The organism is Nonomuraea sp. NPDC050404, from assembly GCF_040655495.1.
Taxonomy (GTDB): domain Bacteria; phylum Actinomycetota; class Actinomycetes; order Streptosporangiales; family Streptosporangiaceae; genus Nonomuraea.
This window is the reverse complement of sequence record NZ_JBFAKB010000028.1, coordinates 123,319-140,933: the sequence shown is the minus strand read 5'-3', so window position 1 is coordinate 140,933 and position 17,615 is coordinate 123,319. Positions and strand designations below refer to the sequence as shown.

At 72.4% G+C, this 17,615-nt stretch carries 15 protein-coding genes; 1 reads left to right on the top strand and 14 read right to left on the bottom strand.

Annotated elements, in window-relative coordinates; translation table 11 throughout:
• Positions 1–17: 17 nt before the first annotated feature.
• The 4 genes from AB0I81_RS50200 to AB0I81_RS50185 form a co-directional block, all read right to left on the bottom strand.
• Entirely contained in the window at positions 18–1,490 is a 1,473-nt protein-coding gene (locus AB0I81_RS50200; protein WP_360674155.1) for an aldehyde dehydrogenase family protein, read from the bottom strand.
• Positions 1,487–3,337, bottom strand: a complete 1,851-nt coding sequence (locus tag AB0I81_RS50195) for a thiamine pyrophosphate-binding protein (RefSeq protein WP_360674152.1) — start codon at positions 3,335–3,337, stop codon at positions 1,487–1,489. Before AB0I81_RS50195 ends, AB0I81_RS50200 begins: the two co-directional genes overlap by 4 nt.
• Positions 3,338–4,675 (bottom strand): SLC13 family permease, encoded by a 1,338-nt coding sequence (locus AB0I81_RS50190; protein ID WP_360674149.1) that lies wholly within the window; start codon positions 4,673–4,675, stop codon positions 3,338–3,340. It lies immediately after the preceding gene.
• A 78-nt stretch (positions 4,676–4,753) separates the two neighbouring features.
• Positions 4,754–5,359 carry a PadR family transcriptional regulator gene (locus AB0I81_RS50185; protein ID WP_360674147.1) on the bottom strand — a complete coding sequence of 202 codons (606 nt, stop codon included), beginning with the start codon at positions 5,357–5,359 and terminating at the stop codon, positions 4,754–4,756.
• Positions 5,360–5,430: 71 nt separating this feature from the next.
• On the opposite strand from AB0I81_RS50185, the gene AB0I81_RS50180 reads away from it, so the two are divergent.
• Positions 5,431–6,420, top strand: coding sequence for an ABC transporter substrate-binding protein (locus tag AB0I81_RS50180; protein WP_360674144.1), 990 nt, complete (start codon positions 5,431–5,433; stop codon positions 6,418–6,420).
• On the opposite strand, the gene AB0I81_RS50175 is transcribed toward AB0I81_RS50180, so the two are convergent.
• The 10 genes from AB0I81_RS50175 to AB0I81_RS50130 form a co-directional block, all read right to left on the bottom strand.
• Entirely contained in the window at positions 6,417–7,376 is a 960-nt protein-coding gene (locus AB0I81_RS50175; protein WP_360674141.1) for an arabinan endo-1,5-alpha-L-arabinosidase, read from the bottom strand. The genes AB0I81_RS50180 and AB0I81_RS50175 overlap by 4 nt on opposite strands.
• A gap of 371 nt (positions 7,377–7,747) precedes the next feature.
• A complete protein-coding gene (locus AB0I81_RS50170) occupies positions 7,748–8,752 on the bottom strand; it encodes a LacI family DNA-binding transcriptional regulator (protein WP_360674138.1) in 1,005 nt (334 codons plus the stop codon).
• Positions 8,749–9,828, bottom strand: coding sequence for a Gfo/Idh/MocA family oxidoreductase (locus AB0I81_RS50165; protein WP_360674225.1), 1,080 nt, complete (start codon positions 9,826–9,828; stop codon positions 8,749–8,751). The genes AB0I81_RS50170 and AB0I81_RS50165 overlap by 4 nt, the downstream gene beginning before the upstream one ends.
• A gap of 5 nt (positions 9,829–9,833) precedes the next feature.
• Positions 9,834–10,676 carry an amidohydrolase family protein gene (locus AB0I81_RS50160; protein WP_360674135.1) on the bottom strand — a complete coding sequence of 281 codons (843 nt, stop codon included), beginning with the start codon at positions 10,674–10,676 and terminating at the stop codon, positions 9,834–9,836.
• A 33-nt stretch (positions 10,677–10,709) separates the two neighbouring features.
• A complete protein-coding gene (locus AB0I81_RS50155; RefSeq protein WP_360674132.1) occupies positions 10,710–11,171 on the bottom strand; it encodes a VOC family protein in 462 nt (153 codons plus the stop codon).
• Positions 11,168–12,148 (bottom strand): transketolase C-terminal domain-containing protein, encoded by a 981-nt coding sequence (locus AB0I81_RS50150; protein WP_360674129.1) that lies wholly within the window; start codon positions 12,146–12,148, stop codon positions 11,168–11,170. Before AB0I81_RS50150 ends, AB0I81_RS50155 begins: the two co-directional genes overlap by 4 nt.
• Positions 12,141–13,088: a thiamine pyrophosphate-dependent dehydrogenase E1 component subunit alpha gene (locus AB0I81_RS50145; protein ID WP_360674126.1), complete on the bottom strand. Its 948-nt coding sequence runs from the start codon at positions 13,086–13,088 to the stop codon at positions 12,141–12,143. Before AB0I81_RS50145 ends, AB0I81_RS50150 begins: the two co-directional genes overlap by 8 nt.
• A complete protein-coding gene (locus tag AB0I81_RS50140; RefSeq protein WP_360674123.1) occupies positions 13,081–14,427 on the bottom strand; it encodes an adenylosuccinate lyase family protein in 1,347 nt (448 codons plus the stop codon). Before AB0I81_RS50140 ends, AB0I81_RS50145 begins: the two co-directional genes overlap by 8 nt.
• Before the next feature lie 2 nt (positions 14,428–14,429).
• The gene (locus AB0I81_RS50135) at positions 14,430–15,200 is read right to left on the bottom strand and encodes an SDR family NAD(P)-dependent oxidoreductase (protein WP_360674120.1); all 771 of its coding nucleotides are present in this window, start codon (positions 15,198–15,200) and stop codon (positions 14,430–14,432) included.
• 87 nt (positions 15,201–15,287) lie between these two features.
• Positions 15,288–17,240, bottom strand: coding sequence for an aldehyde ferredoxin oxidoreductase C-terminal domain-containing protein (locus AB0I81_RS50130; protein WP_360674117.1), 1,953 nt, complete (start codon positions 17,238–17,240; stop codon positions 15,288–15,290).
• Positions 17,241–17,615 lie beyond the last annotated feature (375 nt).

Here is a 17,615-nt window from a genome sequence, read left to right as displayed (position 1 = left end):
AAATGGCGCTTCTTGTGTTAAAAGCCGAAATCTGCCTGGGCCCCGAAGACCGTCACCGCCTTGGTCTGGGTGAAGCCGAGCATTTCCTCCACGCTCTCCTCCCGCCCCACGCCCGAAGCCTTCACCCCGCCGTACGGCACCCCGGGGAAGTGTTGCGAAGAGCCGTTCACCCACACGAAACCGGCCTCGAAGGCGGTGGCGAAGCGGTGGGCGCGGGTTACGTCGCGGGTCCAGATGGCGGCGGTCAGGCCGTAGTCGACGGCGTTGGCCAGGCGCAGCGCCTCCTGGTCGTCGGTGAAGGTCAGGATGCTCAGCACGGGGCCGAAGATCTCTTCGCCGGCCGTGCGCATGTCCTGGCGGACGCCGGTGAGGAGGGTCGGTTCGACGAAGTAGCCGCGGTCGAGGTGGGCGGGGCGGCCGCCGCCGAGGGTCACGACGGCGCCCTCGTCGCGGGCGGCCTGGATGCGGGTCAGCACCCGGGCCGCGTGTTCGGCCGAGACCAGCGGGCCCACGTCCGTGCCGGGGGCGAGCGCAGGGCCGACCCGCAGCGCGCTCATGAGGTCGCGGACGCGTTGCGTCATCTCCTCGGCGATGGCCTCGTGCAGCAGCAGGCGGGAGGTGGAGCCGCAGGACTGGCCGGTGCTGGCGGTCAGGTTCATGCCCTTGACCGCGCTGTGCGCCGCCGCCGGCAGGTCGGCGTCGGGGAAGACGACCATGGCGTTCTTGCCGCCGAGTTCCAGCGTCACGTGCTTGACGGCAACCCGCGCGGCGCTCTCCTGGATGGCCCGTCCCGTGCGCTCCCCGCCGATGAACGCGATCCGCCGGATCCCCGGATGCGCGGCGATGGCGGCGCCCGGATCCGGGCCAGCGCCCGATACCACGTTCAGCACGCCAGGTGGCAGCACCCCGGCGAACAGTTCGCCCATGCGCAGTGCCGACAGCGGCGTCTGATGGGCGGGCTTGAGTATGACGGTGTTCCCGGCGACCAGCGGGGCGGCGATCTTGCCGGCCGCGAACATGATCGGATGGTTGAACGGCAGGATCCGCCCGACCACCCCGTACGGCTCGCGCACCGTGTAGTGCAGGTGCTCGCCGCTGGCCGGGATCACCTCGCCGCGCAGCTCCAGCGCGCAGTCGGCGAACAACTCCAGCGACTGCGCCGCCCGCTCCACGTCCAGCAACATCTCCCGGTACGGACTGCCCAGGTCGAGCGCGTCCAGCGTGGCCAGCTCCTCCTTCTCCTCCCGGAGTATCCCTGCCAGGCGGCGCAGGAAGGTGGCCCGCTCGCGCGGCGGCGTGGCCCGCCAGGCCGGGTACGCGCCGGCCGCCGCCCGGTAGGCCGCCGCCACGTCCTCGGCCCCGCCGTCCGGCACCCGGGCGAGCGGCTCCTCCGTGCTCGGGTTCACCACCTCGTACCAGCGGCCCAGCGCACCCGGCACCAGCTCGCCGCCGATCAGCAGGTTCCACGGGCGGTCGTGCGGCGGCTTCATCGGCTCCTCCCCGCGGGCAGCGGCGTGATCCCCGGAGGCAGGCCCTCGTGCCGGTCCTGCACGACGTCCACGATCGCCGGCTTTCCGGCGGCGAGGGCCCGCTCCAAGGCCGGTACGAGCTCGCCACCGCAGGTCACGCGCTCACCGTGGGCGCCGTGCAGCCGGGCGAACTCCGCCAGGTCCGGATTGTCATAGAAGACACCGAAATATCGTGAGTTGTGGGCGGTGCGCTGGCGGTCCCGCGTGTTGCCGTAGGCGTAGTTGTCGGCCACCACGGTCACCACCGGGATGTTCTCCCGCACGGCCGTCTCCAGGTCCTGGGCCACCATCCAGAAGCTGCCGTCGCCGCTGAGGCAGATCACCCGTTCCGCGGGGCGGGCCAGCTGGATGCCGAGCGCGGCGGGGAAACCCCAGGCCATCGCGCCCCCGGCGGAGGCGAAGTAGCTCGCGGGGCGGGTGAAGTCGAGGTGGCGCTGGATCCAGACGCCGGTGCTGGGGGCGTCCACGACGAGGATGGCGGGGGTGCGGTCGAGGGTATGGGCCAGCGCGCGGACGAGGTCCGCCGTCGCGACCGTGCCCCCGGGCGGCGGGCCGGTCTCGGGGAGCTTGCGTTCCTCGGTGTAGGCGGCGCGCAGCCCGGCCAGCCAGCCGGAGGCGGCGTGCCGCCCGCGCGGGCCGGGCGCGTGGGTGTCCGCTGCGGGGGCATCCGATGCGTGGGTGTCCGGTAAAAGGGTGTCCGGTGCGGGGGCCGACGATCTCCCGGCGGGGTCGGCCGGCTGGTCGAGGGCGGCGAGCAGGGCGGCCGGCTGGTCAAGGGCGGCGAGCAGGGCGGCCGGCTGGTCGAGGGCGGTGAGGAGGTCGGCCGCGGCCAGGATCGCGTCGGCGTGCAGGCCGATCTCGGGCGGGTGGACCTTGCCCAGTTCGGCCGGGTCGATGTCCACGTGGATGAGGCGGGTGCCGGGCGAGAGCAGCGTCCAGCGCTTGGTGGTGAACTCCGAGAAGCGGCAGCCCAGTGCGAGCACCGCGTCGGCCTCCCCGATCGCGCGCTCGGTGGCGGGGAAGGCGCCCGCGCCGAGTGCTCCCAGGAAGCTCGGGTGGTCGTTGGGGAACTGGTGCTTGCGCGACCACGTGGTGACGACGGGACCACCGAGCCGCTCCACGAGCCCGACGATCTCAGCAGAAAAGCCGCCCGCGTCCGCGCCGGCCGCTGCGGAGGCCGGGCGTACGCCGCCGCCGACGAGCACGGCGGGGCGCTCGGCCAGGGCGAGGACGCGGGCGGCGGCCAGGGTGTCCGCGTGGGCGGGACGCGGCAGGCCGGGGCGGAAACGGGGCTGCGGCCGGGCCCGGGTCTCCTCGCGCAGCACGTCCAGGGGCAGTGACACCAGCACGGGCCCGGGACGGCCGGACACCGCCCGGCGTACCGCGCGCTGCAGAAGCTCGGGGATGCGGTCGGCGCGGTCGATCTCCACCTGCCACCTGGTGATCGGCCGGAACAACGACACCACGTCCAGCTCCTCGAACGCGTCCCGCCCGGCCACGTCGCCGGGCACCTGGCCGACGAGGGCCAGCAGCGGTACGGACTCGTCGAAGGCGTTGCCGACGGCGGTGGCCAGGTTCGTCGCGCCGGGGCCACGCGAGGCGACGCAGACCCCCGGGCCGCCACCGGCCCGCGAGAAGCCGTCCGCGATCGAGGCGGCCACCTGCTCGTGCCGGACCGACAGGTAACGGACGCGGTCCTGGCGGGCCAGCGCGTCCAGCAGGTCCATGATCGTGGTGCCCGGGATGCCGTACACCTGGGAGAGGCCCTCCGCGGCGAGCACCTCGACGACGAGTTCGGCGCCGTTCAATCAGACCACCACGAAGATCAGCCAGGTGGCCAGGGGCGCGACCAGGATCATGGAGAAGCCCCACTTGAGCAGCCCCCGGTACAGGCCCTCGCGCTCGCTCTCGGGGGCACTGGCGACGGTGAGGGCGCCGATGGAGGAGAACGGCGTCGCGTCCACGGCGGTCGCCGAGATGGCCAGCGCGATCACCACGCCGGTGACGCCGACGTCCCCGCTGAGCAGGAACGGCACGGCCAGCGGGATCAGCGCGCCGAGCACCCCGATGCTGGAGGCGAAGGCCGAGGTCAGGCCCGCGATCAGGCACAACAGCAGGGCGGCGAGCAGCGGCGCCTCGATGCCGGCCACGCTGTCGCCGATCATCTTGACTGTGCCCATGCGCTGCATCAGCGCCACGTACGTGACGACGCCGCAGATCAGCAGGACAGTGCTCCAGCTCACCCTGTTCAGCGCGCCCTTGCTGGCGGCCGGGAAGAGCAGGTGCAGGACGACCGCCGCGGTCACCGCCAGCACGCCGATCTCCAGGTCGAAGCCGAGCGCGCCCACGCCGACCCCGACGATGGCGAGCAGGGTGGCGGCGAGCACGACGGGGGAGGGGGCCTCCTGGCCGGGCGCGCCGCCGCCGGACGCGGTATGACGAGGGGATACCGCGTGATCGGCGGCGGCGCCCGTCCCGGTACCGTCATCAGGGGACGGCCGGGAGGTCAGGGGTTCGGGGGTGGCGTCGGCGCGGGTCTCCTTCAGCAGCGCGCGCCCGCCGAACAGCAGGAACGTGGCCGCGCCCAGCACCAGGCTGAACGCGAAATTACCCACCCACGGCCACACCGGGTTCACGTCGAGGCCGCCCCGCTCGACGGTGCCGTTGACGATGACGCCCAGCACGTTCAGGGGCGAGAAGTTGCCGGAGTTGGAGCCGTGGATCACCATCAGCCCGGCCAGTCGCGCGTTGATCCGGTGTTTCTCGGCCATCCGCAGCGCGATCGGCGCCAGCAGCGCCACCCCGGCGGGACCGGCCGCCCCGGCCGTGGTGGGGATGGCCGCCAGCGCGAACAACACCCACGGGATGGCCGCGCGGTTCTGCCGCACCAGCCGCGCCGCCGAGTTGACCAGCCACTCCACGGTGCCGTTCACCGAGGCGATGCCGAACAGGTAGGTCACCCCGAACAGCAGCAGGAACACGTCGATCGGGAATCCGGAGACGGCGGTGTCGAAGTCCTCGCCGACCAGCAGCAGCCCCACGCCGAACGTCGCCACCAGCGCGAGCGCCCCCAGGTTGACCGGCCGCGTCGTGCCGATCACGAACACCGCGAGCAGCACGATGACGGAGACGATCTGCAGGGACATCGACGGGCCCTCCTCGCGCGCCGATCGCGACGCGTGGGCTGACCGTACGTGTGACCCGGAATATGTGTCAATAGTGACTTATTTTGGGACGGACCCTCCGTCCTCCAGCCGGTCAACCAGCTCAAGGCCGCGGTTCGCCCACTCGATCTCGGTCTGGGTCCGCGCGATCAGCCCCCGGTAGGCGTGCACCTTGAAGGCCACGATGGCGTCGTGCGAGGCGGCCGGAGAGCCGGCCAGGCGGCGCCGCAGCAGCGCGGTCTCGCGCCGGGCCAATTCGTCGGCGTGCAGTTCGTAGCGGTCGCGCAGCGCCTCGTAGTGCGCCCGGTGCGCCCGCAACTGCGCCCGCGCCTCCTGGAACGAGCCGTACTCCAGGTAGGTCGCCTTGACGTAGGCCGGATCGCGCACCGCGGGCGGCTCCTCCACCTCCCGCACCCAGCGCCGCAGCTCGGCCAGGCCCTCGGCGGTCAGCGTGTAGGCCCGCTTGGTGGCCAGCGCCTTGTCGCCCCTGGCCAGCGTCTCGGCGACGACCATGCCCTCGGCCTCCAGTCGGCGCAGCTCGGTGTAGATCTGCGAGTGCTGGGCGTGCCACACGTAGGCGACGGACTGGTCGAACTGCTTGGCCAGCTCGTACCCGGTCATCGCCCCGGCCTCCAGCAGGGCCAGCAGTGCGTGACGGAGAGACATGAGCACACCTTATCTTCGCCGAAATGTATGTCATAGTTGACCTAAACAAGCCGGAGGGGGTGCGTGGGCATATGTCCGAGCTGTCCCTGTCGTTCGCCTGCTGGGACTACGACCGCACCAGGGCGCTGCGCGAGGGGCGGGTCAGGCCGGAGGGCATCGATCTCAACCATCTGACGCTGCCGGTCGAGGAGACCTTCTACCGCCAGCTCCGCCATCGGGAGTTCGACGTCAGCGAGATGAGCCTGTCGTCGTACGTGCTCACGCTCGGCGATCCCGAGCCGCCGTTCGTGGCCCTGCCGGTCTTCCCCTCGCGTTTCTTCCGCCACCAGTCGATCTACGTCAACGCGCGCAGCGGCGTCGAGCGGCCGCAGGACCTGGCCGGCAAGCGGGTCGGGGTGCCGGAATACCAGATGACGGCCGCGGTGTGGCAGCGCGGGATCCTGGCAGAGCACCACGGGCTGCCGGTGGAGTCGGTGACGTACTGGACGGGCGGGCTCGAACAGGCGGGCCGGGAGGAGAAGCTCCCGCTCGACCTGCCCGCACACCTGCGCGTCCGGCCCATCCCGCGCGGCGCGACCCTGTCGGAGATGCTCGCGGCGGGCGAGCTGGACGCCCTCTACAGCGCCGCGCAGCCGTCCTGCTTCGGCCGCGAGCCGCACATCAGACACCTGTTCCCCGACTTCAAGGCAGTTGAGCAGGACTATTTCCGGCGCACCAGGATCTTCCCGATCATGCACGTGGTGGCGGTCAGGCGGGAGTTGTACGAGCGGCACCCGTGGATCGCGCGCTCGTTGTACAAGGCGTTCGAGGAGTCGCTGCGCCTGGCCCGCGACGACCTGCTGCACCGCAACGCGCTGAAGGTCATGCTGCCCTGGCTGCACGACCACGTACGCGAGACGCTGGACGTGCTCGGCGACGACTTCTGGGCCTACGGCCTGGAGCGCAATAGGCACGTGCTCGACCGCTTCGCCGCCTACTCCCACGAGCAGGGCCTGGCCAAACGCCGGTGGTCGCCCGAGCAGATCGTGCTCGGGCGCGCCTCCGAGAGCTACATCCTCTAGTACACGTACGGCCAGCCGGCCGAGTCCCAGCCGATCAGGTTGATGCCGAGCTTGGGCGTGCCGTTGTCGTTGCCGTCGTAGTAGTGGTAGACGAGCAGGTCGCCGTCAACGTCGGACAGGACGCTCTGCCCGCCCGGGCCGATGACCCGGCCGTGGGTCTCCAGGACCATCGTGCCGCCGCCGCTCAGCATGGACCTGCCCGAGCGGTCCACGTACGGCCCGGTTGGGCTGGTCGAGCGGCCCACCTTCACCTTGTACGTGCTGGACGTGCCCGCGCAGCACCGGTCATAGGAGGCGAACAGGTAGTAGTAGTTGCCGTGCCGGATGATGTCCGGCGCCTCGACGGCGTAGGGCGAGTCGGGGCGGGTGGCCAGGTGGTAGAGCGTCTGGTCGGAGGAGAGCCGCTTGCCGGTCGAGGGGTTGAGCCGGACCATGCGGATGCCCGTCCAGTACGAGCCGAAGCTCAGCCACCACCGGCCCGAGGCGTCCACCAGCAGGTTCGGGTCGATGGCGTTGTGGTTGGAGCTCGTCGTGGTCGAGTGCACGATGCCCTGGTCGGTCCACGAGCCCGGCTGGCCGGTGGTGCTGGTGGCCAGGCCGATCGCGGAGTTGTTGGAGCCGAAGCTGGAGACCGCGTAGTACATGAGGTATCTCCCGCCCTGCTGGGAGATGTCGGGCGCCCACGGGTCGTTGCCCGAGGAGTAGGTACGCCACCACGACGGCGGCGAACGGAAGGCCGAGCCGGCCCGGGTGAAGTTGATCCGGTCGGTGGAGGTCCTGGCCTCCAGGTAGCCGTGGGTGGAGTAGAGCACGTACCCGGAGGAGGTGCGGATCATCGTGGGGTCGTGCACGACGACGTCTCCGGTGACCAGGCCCGGGTTGGGATAGGCGAGCGCGGCGCCCATGAGCGCGAGCGCGGCCATGGGGGCGACGATGAGACGGGCTAGGCGGCGCAACAGTCCTCCTCGGATCGGGGGATCGTTTCGCCTGTCGGACGCTGCGCCGGTGCGTCGCAGGCAATGTAGGCGCGGCTACGCGCGGCCGTCAAGCCTGTCATGGCCGGTTGTGAAACTTACATGGGCGAACTGCGGTGATGCCGGTCGGATGCCCTCGCGCTCTTGACAGGGGGTGTCGGCGTCCATAGGTTCGGGCCGCTTTCGCATCGTGATGTTAACGCTAACATCATCGCCTGCGGAGGCTGCGCCGCCGTCATCGAACCGGCCGGGCCCGCCTGCGCCCGGCCGGTTCGCCCGCAAAGCCGCAAAGCCCGTAAAGCCCGCGATGCCTGCCAAGGAGGTGCGATCAGTAGAGGGCGCGAAGCCAGACGTTATCGCGCCGGGGGAGCCGTGGAATGGCGCTGGATGAGCTCGATCGGCCCGGACAGCACCTCGGCCACCGTGTCGTCCGGCTTCAGGCTGGCCAGCAGGGTCACGCCCCGCCGGCCGAGCGCGGCCAGCGGCATCCGCACCGTGGTCAGCGGCGGATGCAGGAAACTGGCCAGTTCCAGGTCGTGCACGGCCACGATGGAGACGTCCCGGGGGATCTCAAGACCGGCCCCGCGTACCCCCTCCATCGCCCCGATGGCCGAGGCCACGTTCGCCACGAACACCGCGGTCGGCGGCTCGGGGCCGGTCAGCAGCCTGGACATGGCCGCCGCGCCGCCCGCCGGCGTGTAGTCCGCCGCCACGATCGGGCCCTCGGGCAGGCCCGCGTCGCGCATCGCCGCCGAGTAGCCCGCGGACCTGCGCGCGGCGGTGTCGGCGCGCGACGGGCCTGCCAGGTGGGCGATGCGGCGGTGGCCGAGGCGTACGAGATGCTCCACCGCGATCGCGGCGGCCTGCTGGTCGTCGAGGATGACGTAGCGCTTGACGCCCCTGCTGCGGTTGTTGAGCATCAGCCACGGGATCGCGGACTGGTCGAGCTGCGCGGTCAGTCCCGACTCGTCGCCCGCCCCGGCCAGCAACATCCCGTCGATGCGGCCCTGCCCGATCCGGTCCATGTACTCGCCGAGCCCGGCGCCGATCGCGCTGCCGGTGACCAGCACGCACCCCTGCGAGGCCGCCTCCGCCTCCGCGCCCTTGATGATCTCGGCATAGACCGGGTTGGCGAAGTCGGGGATGAACAGCCCGAACATGTGCGCCCGCGACGTACGCAGGCTGCGCGCGGCCACGTTGGGCCGGTAGCCCAGCTCGTCGATGGCGGCCAGCACCCGTTCCCTGGTCTCCTGCCGGATGTTGAGCGTGGGGTCCTTGTTCACGACGCGCGAGACGACCGCCCGGTCGACCCTGGCCATGGCGGCGACGTCCGCGAGCGTCACCCTGGAACGCTTCATACCGATGATCCTGGCCGCACGCTCTGGCCGCTGTCCATCGATCGGTACAGCGCGTCGAGCAGGCGCAGCGTGCCGAGGTTGTCGGCGCCGGAGGTCGCGGGCTCGCCGCCCTCGGCGATCGCCCGCAGCAGCGAGCCCATCGGCCCGGCCACCGCGTCGGGCAGCCAGCGCCGCGTCACGGGGTAGGGCAGCCAGCCGTCCGTCGGGAGGGCCCGGCTGTTGACCTCCAGGGTGTCGGGGCGGCCGTGCGGATAGTCGTACAGCAGGCCGAGCGTGCCCTTGATCGCGCCCTCGGTGCCGTCGATGCGGAAGGCAGCCTCCTGGTCGCCGCTGCGGTTCTCGTGCGTGGCGTGCACCAGCGCGCGCACGTCGCCCGGGTAGATCAGCGTGCTCATCGTGCGCGTCTCGCCCTTGGCGACCTGGCCGGGCGTGCGGCTGCCGGTGCAGAAGACGGTCTCCGGGTCGCCGAGCACCGAGCGGATCGCGTCCAGGTAGTGGATGGAGTGGTAGACGATCTCCAGCCGGTCGGTGGTGACCAGCCAGTCCCAGGCGCTCCAGTCGGTGAGGATGTTGACGTTGAACGTCATCGCCGTCGGCTCGCCGATCCAGCCGGCCCGTACCATGGCGCGGGCGGCGGCGATGCCCTCGTCGAAGCGGAGCTGCTGGTTGACCGCGACCTTGAGCCCGGTGGCCGCGGCCAGGTCCACGATGCCCTGGCCGGTGGCGACGTCCGGCGCGAACGGCTTCTGGCACAGCAGGTGCTTGCCCGCCGCCAGCGCCGCCCGCGCGATGGCGGGCTGCGCCCGCGGCGCGACCGCGATGTCCACCACCGCGACCCGCTCGTCGGCCAGCAGTTCCTCCAGCGACGCGTACGCCCTGGGCACCCCGTGCCGGGCGGCCACCTCGGCGGCGCGCGCGGCGTCGAGGTCGTACAGCCCGGTCACCTCCAGCCCCGCCTGCCGGTAGGCGGGCAGATGGGCCACGTCCACGATCGCCCCTGCTCCCACGATCGCGATCGGCCGCCGGTGCTCTTCGGGAACGGACAGGTCGGCCGCCGCCGCGATGGGCGCGAACACCTCGATCAACGCTCCTCCATCCGGTAGCACTCCAGCGCGGTGCCGCCGAGTACGGCCGCCAGGTCGGACTCGCCCAGCCCCGACAGCGCGACCCGCGTCTCCCGCCACACCTTGGCGTAGTCGCCGGCCAGCGTCGCCACCGGCCAGTCACTGCCGAACATCAGCCGCTCGGGACCGAACAACTCCAGCGCGTGCTCCACGTAGGGCCGCAGGTCCTCGCCCGTCCAGTTGCCGGCGGCGGCGGTGTTCAGCCCGGACACCTTGGCGTACACGCCGGGGCACTCGGCGGCCCCGGCCAGCAGCGACGCCCACGGCTCCCAGCCCTTGTCCCCGATCGGCGGCTTGGCCAGATGGTCGATCACCATCCGCAGCCCCGGCACCCGCTCGGCCAGCACCGGTACGTGCTCCAGGTGCCGCGGCAGCACCGCCACCACGTCGAACGGCAGCCCGGCCGCCGCCAGCAGCCCCAGCCCCTCGATCACCGAGTCCTGAACCACCCAGTCGGGGTCGGGATCGTCATGGATGAGATGCCGCACGCCCGCGAATTTGCCATGGCGCCGGTACCGCTCCAGCGCCTGCGCCGCCTCCTCCGGCCGGTTCAGCGGCACCCAGCCGACCACCGCGCCGATGAAGTCGTGCGCGTCGGCCTGGGCGAGCATGGCGTCGGTGTCGGCGTAGGAGTCCATCGACTGCACCAGCACCGTGCGGTCCACGCCCGCCGCCGCGAGTTGCGGGACGAGCTCATCGGGCTCGAACGTACGGAAGATCGTCCCGGACTCGGGCGTCAGCCACGGGTACGAGCCCGTCTCCAGGTTCCAGAAGTGCTGATGGGCGTCGACGACGGTCATCCAGCTCCTCCTCCAAGATCAATCGTTTGAACGTCACAAACTAGCAGGAGGCTGAACGAGTTCGAGCGTGATCTCGTCCGGGTCGAGGAAGTAGCACGCGTAACCGCCCGTGTTGACGCCCGCCGTGATCTCGGCCGGCGGGTTGACGAACCGCACGCCGGCCGCCGCCAGCCTGGCGTGCTCGGCGCGGGCGTCCTCGACCGTGAGCGCCAGGTGCGCCGCGCCGGGCAGGTGGCGGGCCGGGTCGCGGGGTTCGCCGCGCGGCCGGACGTACTCCACCAGCTCCAGGTCGTGGGTGGACACGCCGCGCGGCTGGCCGGGCACGGCGAGCTGGGCCACCCGCAGCACGGCGTCCGGGTAGCCGACCAGCCGGCGGGTGTAGTCGTTGTCCTGCTCCTGCCGGTGCACCAGGGTGAAGCCGAGCAGGTCGCGGTAGAAGGCTACGGACCTGTCGAGGTCGGCGACGGTGAAGGAGAAGTGCCAGACGCCTCTCATCGCGACCCCTTGATCAGGTCCCGCACGTCCTGCATGATCCGCGCGGCGTCCGGCACGAGGGCCTGGGCCAGCACCGGCGCGGCCGGCATCCGCACGTCCGGCGTGCCGATCCGGAGCGGCGGCGCGTGCAGCGGCACCCCCGCCCCCGCGACGCGGGCGACGACCTCCGCGCCGAAGCCGCCGGTGACGTTCGCCTCGTGCACGACCGCGAGCCTGCCCGTCCTGCCCGCGCTCTCCAGCACCGCCCCGGTGTCGAACGGGTTGAGCCACGGCGTCTCCAGCACCTCGGCCCCGATGCCCTCGCCGGCCAGCGCGCCGGCCGCCTCCAGCACCCGGTGCGTCATCGCGCCCCAGGTCACGATCGTGACGTCGGAGCCCGGCCGGCGCACCCGCGCCCCGCCCATCGGCCGTACCGGGCCGCCGGTCTCGACCGGCTCCTTGGCGCCGAAGTACAGGCCGCGGTTCTCGATCACCAGCACCGGATCGTCGCAGTGCACGGCGGTGACGAGCAGGTCATGGGCGTCCTGCGGGGTGCTCGGCATGCACACCCGCAGCCCCGGCACGTGCAGGAACAGCGCCTCCAGGCACTGCGAGTGTTGTGCGCACGCGCCGGGCGCGTTGCCCTGCTGGGTACGGATCGTCAGCGGCGCCGCCAGCCGGCCGCCCGACACGTACCGCACGTTGGCGGCCTGGTTGACGATCTGGTCCAGCGCGACCAGCGAGAAGTCGGCCCACATGATCTCCACGATCGGGCGGCGGCCGAACATCGCCGCGCCCACCGCGCTGCCCAGGATGGCCGACTCGCTGATCGGCGTGTCGAACACCCGCTCGCCGTACTGTTTGCGCAGCCCCCGCGTCACCCCGAACACGCCGCCGGGCAGGCCCACGTCCTCGCCGTACACCAGCGTCTCCGGCAGCTCCTCCATGAGGCGGTGCAGGGCCGCGTTCACGGCCTCGCCGTAGGTCAGCTCACGCATACAGGTGCTCCCTCGCTGTGGCGGGGTCGGCCAGCGGCGCCCGCTCCGCGGCCTCGGCGGCGGCGTTCATCTCGGCCCGCGCCCGCCGCTCCACCGCGTCGATCTCCGTGGCCGGCACGCCGTCGGCCAGCAGCCCCTCGCGCAGCCGGGCGATCGGCTCCCGTCGCTTGATCCGCTCCAGCTCGCCGGGCTGACGGTAGGTCTCGGCGTCGCCGATGTAGTGGCCGACCAGGCGCTCGGTCATGCACTCCAGCAGCGTCGGCCCGCCGCCCTCGCGGGCCACCTCCAGCGCGTCGCGCACGTGGAAGCGCACCGCCTCGGCGTCGTTGCCGTCGATGCGGTGGCCCGGCATGCCGTACGCGGCGGCGCGGTCGGCCAGGCGCGCGTTGCCCACCATGCCGGCGATCGGCGTCAGCTCCGAATAGCGGTTGTTCTCGCAGACGAACACCACCGGAAGGCTGAACGCGGCGGCGAAGTTCATCGCCTCGTGCACCGCGCCCTGGTTCAGCGCGCCGTCGCCGAACACGCTCACCGCCACCCGGTTCGAGCCGTCGTGCCGGCCCGCCAGCGCCGCGCCGCACGCGATCGGCGCGCCCGCGCCCACGATCGAGTTCTCGCCGTGGAAGCCGTACTCGGCGGCGGTGAAGTACGCGGACCCGCCCCGCCCGCCGTTGACCCCGCTCGCCCTGCCCATCAGCTCGGCGAACAGCGGCTCCGCCGGAACACCCCTGGCCAGCGCCCACCCGTGACCCCGGTAGGTGGCGAACAGCGCGTCCCGCTCCTCCAGCTCGCCGCACGCGCCGACCGGGATCGCCTCCTGGCCGATGCACAGGTGCACCGAGCCGACGATCGGGCCCCGCGCCCGCAGATCGCGCACCTTCTCCTCGAACGCGCGGATCCGCCACATGGCCAGCAGGTCCGCCAGCCGCCTCTCACTCATGCGCACCCCTCCAGGCGCTCAGTGCCGCGGCGCAGATCGCCCCGGCGTCGCCGACGTAGGACTCGGGCGGGATGGGCAGCGCGCCCAGGCTCTCCAGCTCGTCCGGCCCGGCCACCTCGCGCAGCGCGTCGGCCAGCGCCCGCCCGTGCTCGCGCGCCTCGTGCGCCGCCTTGTAGACCAGGTCGTGCGCCCGTTCCCGGCCCAGCGCCGGTGCCAGGCGCATCATGTACGCCTCCGCCATGATCAGGCCGCCCTCCGCCGCCAGGTTGGCCCGCATGGCCTCCGGGTAGACCCGCAACCCCTCGGCCACCTCGGCGGCCGTGGCCAGCGCGCCCGAGGCCAGCTCGGCCAGCAGCGGCACGACGTACCACTCCACCTGCCACTCGCCGGCCGCCCGCTCGTGCCCGGCCTCCATCGCGCGGAACAGGCCCGAGCTCAGCGCGCCCGCCGTGCCCGACATGCCGATCACCGCCTCGCAGCCGATCGGATTGGCCTTCTGCGGCATCGTGGAGGAGGCGCCCCTGTGGTGGCCGCCCGCCTCGCGCACCTCGCCCACCTCGGTCCGCGACAGGTCCACGACCTCGCGGGCGAAGCGGGCCGCCGTCGCCGCCAGCGACGCGCACGTCACGCCGAACTCGGCCACGCCGTCCCTGGCCACGTGCCAGGGGACCTCCGTCGTACGCAGGCCGAGCCTTCGCGCCACGCCCTCGCGTACCTCCGAGGAACGCTCGCCCATCGCGGCCGAGGTGCCGCCCGCGCCGAACAGCGACACGACCCGCACCTGCCCGGCCGCCGCGCCCACCCGCTCGCGCTGCCTGGTCACCTCCGCCAGCAGCACCGCCAGCTTCGCCCCGAACGTGGTGGGCACGGCCTGCTGGGCGTGCGTGCGGGCGGCGACGACCGTGCCCGCGTGCTCGCTCACCAGCCGGGCCACCGCGTCGCCGAACGCGCCGAGCAGCGTGGCCAGGTGGTCCAGCGCCGCGCCCATCTGCAGGGCCAGGCCGGTGTCCATGATGTCCTGGGTGGTCGCGCCGTAGTGGACGCGGCCGTTGGGGCCGTCGGGCAGGGCGGCCGAGATCATCCGCACGAGGGGCAGGATCGGGTAGCCCACGTTGACCGCCTCCGACCACAACCGGGGCAGATCGATGCTGGCGGGCACGCAGGCCGCGACGATGGCCGCGGCGTCGTCGCGGCCGATGACGCCCGCCTCGGCCTGCGCCTCGGCGAGCGCGGCCTCGGTACGCAGCCAGGCCAGCACCGTGTGCTCGGCGGAGAAGATCCCGGCCATCTCGGCGTCGCCGAACAACTCGGGCAGCAGCTTGAACGTCTGCCTGGTCAAGATCAGTTCATCTCCAGTCCGCCGTCGACGTTCAACGCCTGGCCCGTCACGAACGACGACAGGTCGCTGGCCAGGAACAACACCGCCGAGGCGACCTCCTCGGGCAGCCCGGGGCGCTTCAGCGGCGAGCGCTCGCTGACCTCCCGCAGGTATCCGGCGCCCGCGTCCTTGCCGAAGCGGCGGTCGCGGTCGCTGATGATCTCGTCCCACATGGCGGTGAGCACGACGCCGGGGCAGACCGCGTTGACCCGTACGGGGGCCAGCGCCTCGGCCGCCGACTTCGTCAGCGACAGTAGCGCCGTCTTGGTGGCCGAGTAGTGGGCGGCGTTGGGGCGGCCCGAGCGGGCGGCGACCGAGGCCAGCGTCACGATCGAGCCACCGCCCTGCTTCTGGTCCTGGCTTGTCATGCGTCGGCCTGCGGCCTGGGTGAGCCAGAACGTGGCGTTGAGGTTGACGTCCACGATGCGCAGCCACTCCTCCGGCTCGATGTCGAGCAGGGGAGTGGTACGCATGATGCCCGCGCAGTTGACCAGCACGTCGATCCGGTCGAGCCCGTCCACCAGGGCCGTGGCCCGGGCCCTGTCGGTGAGGTCGGCCGGTCGCGCCGGCACGCCCAGTTCGGCCGCCGCCGCGTCCAGGCGCGGGCCCGCCAGGTCGGAGAGCACGACGTCCGCTCCGGCTTCGGCCAGGGCACGGGCGCAGGCGAACCCGAGACCTCCCGCGCCACCCGTGACGAGCGCCGTGCGGCCCGCCAGGTCGATCGTGACTGCCATCCCCGATGGTCTCCCTCGATCGGTCAAACGATTGACTCGAACGTAGCAAAGGGCTCACAAACCGAACAAGAGGGTGGTCAATCGTTTTTATTCGGAAATTTCACCACCTGGTCGGACGGCGGTCGCCCAGCCGAGCTCTTCGTAGAAAGCGTCCCCGGCCCGCCCGAATGCCGCCCGGTCGAGCACCGCGCCCTTGTGCCGCCCCTCGGTGATGGGCTCCAGGTGCAGCCGGGCGGGCAGCTCCTCATCCAGGACACTCGCGTACGCGCCGCCGGGGGCGTGCGCGGTGGTCTCGCGGAGTGCGTACGCGCGCATCCCGTCCAGGCGGGCCTGCCCGGCCGCCAGCAGGTCCCGGAGCGTGAACGGCTCGCCCAGGATGGCCGTGACCAGGGCGGTCAGGCGGTCGATGGTCAGCGGCCTGGTCGGGGAGGAGGCGAAGACGCACAGGTTCAGCGCGTCGAGCCCGCTCCACAACCGCAGCAGCTTGGCGCTGCGCCGGCCCCGCTCCTCATCCAGCTCGCCCGCCGGGGCCGGGACCGCGCCGATCCGCTCGGCCTCGGGGAAGCTGTAGAGCAGTCCGGCGACCGGGTCGAAGTCGAGGTCGTGCTCCAGGGCGTCGTAGCGCGGGCCGCCGGGGGCCAGGGCGTATCCGAGGCCGATGCCCGGTTGCGGGCGCGGGTCGAAGCAGGGCAGCTCGACACCTTTGACCGTCATCGCGTACGCGTGCGCCCCCTGCCCGACGCGCCGCGCCGCCCTGGCCGAGCCCTCCGCCAGCAGGTCGCCAAGCGCGCCCGACCGCGTGGCCACGTCGTCGATCAGCCCGGCCAGCGCCGCCGCGTCCCCGAAGGAGGGAGCGCCCGGGAGCAGGTCGCGGTCGGCGCACTCCATGGCGAAGGCGAGCGTGCCGCCGAGGGAGACCTGGTCGAGGCCGAGGTCGTTGCAGCGGGCGTTGGCGTCCAGAACCGTGTCGAGATCGTCGATGCCAAGATTCCACCCGAGCGACAAAAACGCCTCCTGCCCAAGCCCACCGGCCCGCCGGTCAGCGGCGCCCGTCTGAGATGCGCCCCTCCCTTCACCGGCTTCCGGCCCAAGCCCATGCGCTCGCCCTTCACCGGCTTCCGGCCCAAGGCCATCCGCCCGCCGGTCCCCGTGCGGGCGCTCCGGGGGTGCGTACACCTTGAGGCAGTCGTTCGGGCAGCCGGGGCAGCCGCCCACGGTCGAGATCGCGCGGCCGTCGTAGTCGTGGGCGGCGGGGACGCGCAGGCCCGGGGCACCGGGGACGGAGAAGTTGCGGACCGAGGCGTAGCCCGGGTCGAGGGGGTCGCCGACCCAGCCGGCGAACCCGGGGAGGCCCGCCTGGAGGGCGGCCAGGGGGTTGGTGGCCAGCGAATCCTGGTAGTAGGCGGTCAGCGCGGCGATCGCCTCCGGGTCGGCGACCTCGGCGGGGGCGTCGCCGGCGCACACGATGGCCTTGAGGTTCTTGGCGCCGAAGACCGCGCCGAGACCGTACCGGCCGGCGGCGTAGGCGTAGTCGGTCACCACGCTCGCGTACCGCACGAGGTTCTCACCGGCGGGCCCGATCGCCGCCACGTGAGCCCCCGCGCCGTGCCGCGCCCGCAGCGCGTCGGTGGTGGCGGCCGTGCCGAGGCCGCGCAACTCCCCGGCGTCGTGCAGCCGCACCTCACCACCCTCGACCAGCAGGTACGACAGCCGCTCCGCCCGCCCGACCACGGCCAGCGCCCTGGCCCCCGCCGCGCGCATCCCGGCGGCGAACGGCCCGAGCGCGTGCGCCTCCCCGGCCACTCCCGTCAGCGGCGACTTGGCCAGGAACACCGCCTTGGCCAGCCCGGGGGCCGCCGTCCCGCCCAGCATCCCGGCCGCCACGTACAGCAACGCCCGGGGGTCGTACGGATCCAGCCCGGCGGGCGTCCGCTCCTCCATCAGCCGCAGCCCGAGAATGGACCCGCCGTAATGCCCTCGTTCGGACGAGCGATACTCCTTCTCCACGTTTCCGCTGGTCATATCCACAATGAACGGCATGCCGAAGCTCCCTGAAGCCGAGAGGGGATCAGGAGCGGCACAACATCACACATCACCGGCAGACGCAAGCCACGTGTGCGGAGTCCGGCCCGGGTGGCATTTCCGGAGCCCGGGCGTCTCGGCGCGACGGCGGGGGGTGTACCGGGCCGGATCAGGACTGTGGCGGGTTGAGAGGAAAGGCCCGCCGAAAAGGTTGGAGTCAGGGGCGTGGCGGGTGAGGGTGCGGGGCCGGCCGGGGGTTCGATGCGCGCGTGGGGCACCACCTCCGTGTTCGCGCCCGTCCGGCGCTGGGAGCTCGGGAAACGCCGGACAGGCCAGGAAATTTCGCCAGAGTTCCACAAATGTCCGGCATATTTCGGGACGATAGATCCGACT

Coding starts and splice junctions, on each gene's coding strand:
- AB0I81_RS50130 (WP_360674117.1), bottom strand. CDS start 17,240: ATGCCGTTCATTGTGGATATGACCAGCGGAAACGTGGAGAAGGAGTAT.
- AB0I81_RS50180 (WP_360674144.1), top strand. CDS start 5,431: ATGTCCGAGCTGTCCCTGTCGTTCGCCTGCTGGGACTACGACCGCACC.
- AB0I81_RS50135 (WP_360674120.1), bottom strand. CDS start 15,200: ATGGCAGTCACGATCGACCTGGCGGGCCGCACGGCGCTCGTCACGGGT.
- AB0I81_RS50190 (WP_360674149.1), bottom strand. CDS start 4,675: ATGTCCCTGCAGATCGTCTCCGTCATCGTGCTGCTCGCGGTGTTCGTG.
- AB0I81_RS50160 (WP_360674135.1), bottom strand. CDS start 10,676: ATGACCGTCGTCGACGCCCATCAGCACTTCTGGAACCTGGAGACGGGC.
- AB0I81_RS50150 (WP_360674129.1), bottom strand. CDS start 12,148: ATGCGTGAGCTGACCTACGGCGAGGCCGTGAACGCGGCCCTGCACCGC.
- AB0I81_RS50145 (WP_360674126.1), bottom strand. CDS start 13,088: ATGAGTGAGAGGCGGCTGGCGGACCTGCTGGCCATGTGGCGGATCCGC.
- AB0I81_RS50170 (WP_360674138.1), bottom strand. CDS start 8,752: ATGAAGCGTTCCAGGGTGACGCTCGCGGACGTCGCCGCCATGGCCAGG.
- AB0I81_RS50185 (WP_360674147.1), bottom strand. CDS start 5,359: ATGTCTCTCCGTCACGCACTGCTGGCCCTGCTGGAGGCCGGGGCGATG.
- AB0I81_RS50200 (WP_360674155.1), bottom strand. CDS start 1,490: ATGAAGCCGCCGCACGACCGCCCGTGGAACCTGCTGATCGGCGGCGAG.
- AB0I81_RS50155 (WP_360674132.1), bottom strand. CDS start 11,171: ATGAGAGGCGTCTGGCACTTCTCCTTCACCGTCGCCGACCTCGACAGG.